This is a genomic window from Arthrobacter sp. PL16, from assembly GCF_035985055.1.
Classification (GTDB): domain Bacteria; phylum Actinomycetota; class Actinomycetes; order Actinomycetales; family Micrococcaceae; genus Arthrobacter_D; species Arthrobacter_D cheniae.
In genome coordinates this window covers 784,542-790,541 of record NZ_JAXCIC010000001.1, presented here as the reverse complement: position 1 = coordinate 790,541, position 6,000 = coordinate 784,542, and the positions used below count along the sequence as shown (strand labels likewise).

4 protein-coding genes and 2 pseudogenes are annotated in these 6,000 nt (G+C 65.5%); 2 read left to right on the top strand and 4 right to left on the bottom strand.

Translation table 11 applies throughout. The annotated features are described in order from the left end of the window. Positions 1–670: 670 nt before the first annotated feature. Positions 671–1,111: a winged helix-turn-helix transcriptional regulator gene (locus RCH21_RS03640; RefSeq protein ID WP_326963208.1), complete on the bottom strand. Its 441-nt coding sequence runs from the start codon at positions 1,109–1,111 to the stop codon at positions 671–673. 34 nt (positions 1,112–1,145) lie between these two features. Between RCH21_RS03640 and RCH21_RS03635 the strand changes: the two genes are divergently transcribed. Then, a complete protein-coding gene (locus tag RCH21_RS03635) occupies positions 1,146–1,889 on the top strand; it encodes an FMN-dependent NADH-azoreductase (protein WP_326963236.1) in 744 nt (247 codons plus the stop codon). A 144-nt stretch (positions 1,890–2,033) separates the two neighbouring features. On the opposite strand, the pseudogene RCH21_RS03630 reads toward RCH21_RS03635, so the two are convergent. From RCH21_RS03630 to RCH21_RS03620, 3 genes and pseudogenes are all read right to left on the bottom strand, one after another. Continuing rightward, a pseudogene (locus RCH21_RS03630) lies at positions 2,034–4,252 on the bottom strand (heavy metal translocating P-type ATPase). 141 nt (positions 4,253–4,393) lie between these two features. Further along, positions 4,394–4,917 (bottom strand): annotated as a pseudogene (locus RCH21_RS03625) (DUF1541 domain-containing protein). Between the two features lie 125 nt (positions 4,918–5,042). Beyond that, a complete protein-coding gene (locus tag RCH21_RS03620) occupies positions 5,043–5,252 on the bottom strand; it encodes a heavy-metal-associated domain-containing protein (RefSeq protein ID WP_326963235.1) in 210 nt (69 codons plus the stop codon). 341 nt (positions 5,253–5,593) lie between these two features. Between RCH21_RS03620 and RCH21_RS03615 the strand changes: the two genes are divergently transcribed. Next, entirely contained in the window at positions 5,594–5,953 is a 360-nt protein-coding gene (locus RCH21_RS03615) for a heavy-metal-associated domain-containing protein (protein ID WP_326963207.1), read from the top strand. Positions 5,954–6,000: the final 47 nt, after the last annotated feature.

Here is a 6,000-nt window from a genome sequence, read left to right as displayed (position 1 = left end):
TGACACCGATCGAATTCGAGATACTAGGACAAGCCGCCACTAAAGCGGCCCGAAACCAGCAACACCCAACTGGAAACTAAACCTTCAGCAGTCCCTTTTGTACGACGAGTACGGGCAACCGATTCAGGCCGTCGAGGCGCGGATGACACCGAGAGGGGCCTTCAGCGCCGACCTCGTCATCCCAAGCGAGCTACCACCACGCGGGTATGCGGTGTCCGCCTACCCGCAAACAGCGTGATACCTGCGACGACACCAACGCGATGTCGATCGAGGAACACCTCATCCGCACCGCCTGCGCCTTACGAAGACTCTGACTATCAGCTCGAAGCAGTAGTAGGCAGACAGCCGCACCGAGCTGAACATCCGATTGCGTGCGTCGAGACTCTCTGGTCGTACGGGGATCGGCCCCAGTCCGGCGCTCATCTGGGACCGCTGCGTGGGCTCTCCCTTCAGGTCAACGAGAGGCCACCTGCCAGAAGCCACGGGGTGTGCACAGTCGGGAACTACGAAAAGCACACGTTGCCTCCATCATCGACCTCGCCTCACCGGGTGTCACCCCAGCCCAAGAACGAGGTAATGGCCGCGATCATGGCGAGGGCGACAGCTGCCCGAGGTTGAAACCTATCTCGGCGCCACAGGCGGCCGTTACGTTCCGTGCGTCACAGCGTCGTCAGTCCTGCGGTGACCTCTCTCGAGCGTTGTCATCGAAGCCACGCCGGTTGCCGGCGATCGTGTGCTGGTGCTCGCTCACCCAGTCGACAAGGGTGAGGGCCACCAACTGAAGAGAGCGGCCGAGGGCGGTCAGCTCGTACTCGACCCGCGGTGGCACCTCGGCATAGACGGTTCGCGAGACCAGGCCGTCCCTCTCCAGGGCGCGCAGGGTGACGGTGAGCATCCGGCGAGAAATGCCCGGAATGACTTTGGAGAGCTCGGTGAACCTCCTTCGCTCCTCGCCAAGCACCCCGATCACCAGCAGCGTCCACTTGTCCCCAATGCGCGAAAGTAACGACCTGAACATGTCGGGGTCCTCGCTCGTGCACAACTCGGCCATCGTGGGCATGGACTGATCGAGCCGATCCTGTAAGGCATCAACTGACGCCAGTCGCGTCATCCGCTCTCCTTCGGTTATCGCCGGGTAACGGGGGATCGTTTGCGGTAACGGGCACCCGACGTGCATAGTCACCAATCGTAACCATAGACCGGGTCGCCGACCCGGGAACGATCAAAGGAGAGTCATATCCCTGTTCCGCCTGGATGCCAGTATCCGCACCGAGGGTTCTACGAGCCGCGCCCTGGGCGACATCGTCGAGGCCGAGTGGAGCGCCGCCCACCCCGGCACCGCGATTACCCGGCGTCACATCGGAGTCGAGCCGCTGCCCATCACCGCCTGGCCCGACGCCGTGGCCGCGTCGATGACCCCTGAGGCCGAGCGCACGCCCGAGCAGTCGGCGGCGACCGCTCTCGCCGCCGAGCTGACCGCCGAGCTCGCTACGGCCGACGCGCTGCTGTTCGCCGTGCCGCTGTACAACTTCGGTGTATCGCAGCACTTCAAGTCCTACGTCGACCTGGTGCTGACCGACCCGCGCATGGGACCCGGCGCACATCCGGTGACCGCTGGGAAGCCGGCCGTGCTGGTGACGGTGCAGGGCGGCAACTACTCCGCCGGTACACCCAAGGAGGGCTGGGACCACGCCACCGCCTGGATGCGGCGCATCCTCGAAGACGTGTGGCAGCTCGACCTCGACGTGGTGACCCGCGAATTCACGCTAGTCGGCGTCAACCCCGCCCTCGACCAGTTCACCGAACTGGCCGACGAACTCAAACTGCTCGCCGAAGGGCAGGCAGTCCAGCACGGGCGCGCCCTCGCTCGCCTGCCTCGCGCCGCCTGAACATCGAACACTCGGTCGAATTCGGGCCTCTTACTCCTAACAGGAGCGCACCACAGCAGTCGTCGACCTCCGGGGGCCGGACTCCACCTCAACGTTCGCGAACACCCCGCAACCGAAAAGCACCCAACGATATGTGCTTAGAGGTCAGACTTTCTGGGCGACGCTGGTGAACCCGCGCAGCCGGAGACTGTTGCCGACGACGAACACGCTGGAGAATGCCATCGCCGCACCGGCGAGCATCGGGTTGAGCATGCCGAGGGCTGCGATCGGGATCGCGGCGACGTTGTAGGCGAAGGCCCAGAACAGATTGGTTTTGATCGTCGACAAGGTCTTGCGGGACAGCCGGATTGCGTCGACCGCGGATCGGAGGTCGCCACGTACCAGGGTGATGTCAGAGGCTTCGATCGCGGCATCGGTGCCGGTGCCCATCGCCAAGCTCAGGTCGGCCTGGGCCAGGGCGGGGGCGTCGTTAACACCGTCGCCGACCATCGCGACGACCTTGCCCGCTTTCTGCAGGCGGGCGACGACGTCGACCTTGTCCTGCGGGAGGACCTCGGCGATGACCTGTTCGATGCCGACCTCGGAGGCGATCTGCCGGGCCACGGCCTCGTTGTCACCGGTCAGGAGCACCGGGGTGAGCCCGAGTGCCTTCAGCTCGGCGATCGCCTCCTTGCTGGTGGGCTTGACCATGTCAGCGACAACGAGGATGCCGCGCGCGGCACCGTCCCAGCCGACTGCAACGACTGTCTTGCCCTCACCCTCGGCACGGGCCTTGGCCGAGGCCACCTCGCCGGAGAGGCGTTGGGACCACTCGGCCAGCAAAGACTCACGGCCTACGAGCACCGCGTGCCCGTCGACGACGCCCTGCACGCCCTTGCCCTCGAGGTTGGCGAAGTCCTCCGCTGATACGAGGGTGCCGGCCTCCTGGGTGGCTGCCTTGGCGATGGCCTGCGCGATCGGGTGCTCGGAGGCATCCTCCAACGCGCCGGCCAGGCGCAGCAACTCGGCGCGATCAACACCGGGCTCGGTGATGACCTCGACCAAGGTCATCTTGCCGCTGGTGACCGTGCCGGTCTTGTCCAGCACGACCGTGTCGACCTTCCGGGTGGACTCCAGCACCTCGGGGCCCTTGATGAGCACGCCCATCTGCGCTCCGCGTCCGGTGCCCACCAGCAGTGCGGTCGGGTCGCCAGCCCCAGGGCGCACGGGCAGGCCATGACGAGCACGGCGACGGCCGCGGTGAAGGCGACCGCGACCGGGAACCCCGCCCCGAGCCAGGCCCCCAGAGTGATGACCGCGACGATGATCACGATCGGCACGAACACCCCGGAGATCCGGTCGGCCAGGCGCTGCACCTCAGCCTTGCCGGTCTGCGCGTCTTCGACGAGCTTGGCCATCTGCGCCAGCTGCGTGTCGGACCCGACCCGGGTGGCGCGCACCACGAGGCGGCCACCGGCGTTGACGGTGGCGCCGGCAACCGCGTCCCCCTCGGCCACCTCCACCGGCACTGACTCACCGGTGAGCATCGAGGCGTCCACGGCGGAGGTGCCGGATGTGACAATGCCGTCGGTAGCGATCTTCTCACCGGGCCGGACAACGAACTCGTCGCCGATCTGCAGGTCGGAGGTGGGGATCTTCACCTCGGCGCCGCCTCGCAGCACCGAGACTTCCTTCGCGCCCAGCTCCAGCAACGCCCGAAGCGCTGCCCCGGCTTGACGCTTGGACCGCTTCTCGAAGTACCGGCCGGCAAGGATGAACATCGTCACCCCGGCCCCGACCTCAAGGTAGATATTCGCCGCACCATCAGACGGGCCGACCGTCAGCTCGAACGGGTGGGTCATGCCCGGGACACCTGCAGTACCGAAGAACAACGCGTACAGCGACCACAGCAGGGCAACAGAGGTGCCCATCGAGATGAGAGTGTCCATCGTCGCAGTACCGTGCTTGAGATTCGTCCAGGCGGACTTATGGAACGGCCAGGCCGCCCACACGATCACCGGACCGGCGAGGGCGAGCGAGAGCCATTGCCAGTAGGTGAACTGCAGCGCCGGGATCATCGCCATCGCGATCACCGGGACGGTGAGCACGATCGACCCGATCAGCCGGTGCTTGAGCGACAGCAGCTCCTGATTGGGAGCGTCCTCGTCATCAGTGGACGACGCCTCACGCCTGCCACTGTTTCTGGGCGCCGGGAGCACGGCGGTATACCCAGTCTTCTCGACCTCACTGATCAGCAGCGCCGGGTCGTACCCGTCGGGCACTGTGACCCTCGCCTTCTCGGTGGCGTAGTTGACACTCGCCTGGACGCCGTCGAGCTTGTTCAGCTTCCGCTCGATCCGGTTCGCGCAGGAAGCGCAGGTCATCCCGCCGACCTCCAGCTCGATCTGCGTCCCGCCTGCCGGTGGTGCTGTTGTGCTCACTGCGTTCTCCACTCTGATTCCTACCCTGATTCCCGCTCTGTTGCTTCGTTTCCGCCTGCTTGACGGGCGGAGGGCCTCCAAATGTCAGGAGGCTGGCTTGATTTCGCTCTCGACGACCCACTTGTGATTGCTCATCGTCATGCCGTCCGAGTCGACGTCGACCACGTACACGGTCTCGGCGGTCGAGCTGTCGATCGTGGCCTTCGCCCCGCTCATACCGGTCATGTGTTCGGCGTTGAGCACCACCTCCATACCGTCGGCCAAGGCGCGCTGCCGGCGTTGTCGAGCTCCTCATGGACGACCCACCGATGATCGACAACCGGGTGCCCACCGGTGGTGGGCGTGTAACTCACCGAGTAGGTCGTGGTGTCGAAAGCACCGGAGATAACCGCCTCCGCCCCCTTCATGCCCGGCATGTGGTCGGCGGTGAGGATGACTTTCGTGCCCACCGGGTACGTCGGGCTGGTAGCGGGCGTGATTCCCTCGGGGGCCGGGCCACCGTCCGGGGCGTGCTCGTGTCCTGCCATGCCGCCGGCCTCCTGCCCGGCCTCGTCCATGCCCTGGTCATGAGTGCCCATGTCGTCCTGCCCTTCGCTGTGATCTTTCATCCCGCTCGTGTCCTGCCACGCCGCTACGACGCTGTCCGGGACGACGACGCCGGCGAGCCCGTAGGCCCCGCTGAACGCCACCACCAACCCGGCACCGTAGAGCGCAAGCCGTGCCGGAGCCTTCATCAGGCCCACACCGCCGAGTAACCGGCTTCCGCCACCGCAGCCAGCACCTTCTCGTCATCGATCTCATCCGCTCCGGTGATGACGAGCTTGCCCGTCTGCGCGCTGACCTGGATGTCCTCGACGCCCGGGACCGCGGCAACCTCCTCACGGACCGACATCTCGCAGTGCCCGCAGGTCATTCCCGTCACCTTGTACTCGTTCACAGCCAACACATCCTCTTCTCCGTTTATACCCCTGGGGGGTATCTGGTGGACATAACGCTATACCCCCACCGGGTATGTCCGCAAAGTGAGGGGCACGCTGCTGTCGCTGAGGTGTCCCGCCAAGAGAGTGCTGAAAGGCAGTCCGACACTCACTTGACTTATACCCCCGGGGGGTATAAGTTCTGAGATACCTGAAAAGTTGTCTCCCTCACGAGGGATATACACAGTGATGGTCTGACCGCGCACCTGCACCCATCAAGGCCCCCAATAGGACCTGACCTCCAGCAGGAGCCTCTCCCGTATAGGCGACACCGCCTGCACCTCACATCGCACTCAGGAGACCGATCATGAACGCAACACCCAAGACGACGATGACCCTCACGGACATCAGCACGACCGTTGCCACAGGTGACACCGCATCCGCCGGCGGGTCCTGTGGCTGCTGCGCACCCCAGCAGGCCACCCCGAACCAGCCATCACGTGAGACTGCAGTGTCGGCCGACTACTCGGTGAGCGGCCTGACCTGCGGTTCCTGCGCCGGCCGCGTCAGCAGCGCCATCGGCGCCCTGGACGGCGTGGACGACGTCCAGATTGCACTCGTTCCTGGCGGCACCTCCACCGTCAGCGTTACCAGCAGCCAGCCCATCTCTCAGGCTTCCGTTCGGGACGCCGTGGAGAAAGCCGGCTACCAGCTCACGACCGCCTGAGCCGACAGGCAGAGGCACGGGCACCCCTCTCCTCGAGGGGGCCGAAG

Excerpts from the sequence above, each read along its gene's own strand:
- RCH21_RS03640 (WP_326963208.1), bottom strand. The coding sequence starts at position 1,111 with ATGACGCGACTGGCGTCAGTTGATGCCTTACAGGATCGGCTCGATCAG.
- RCH21_RS03615 (WP_326963207.1), top strand. The coding sequence starts at position 5,594 with ATGAACGCAACACCCAAGACGACGATGACCCTCACGGACATCAGCACG.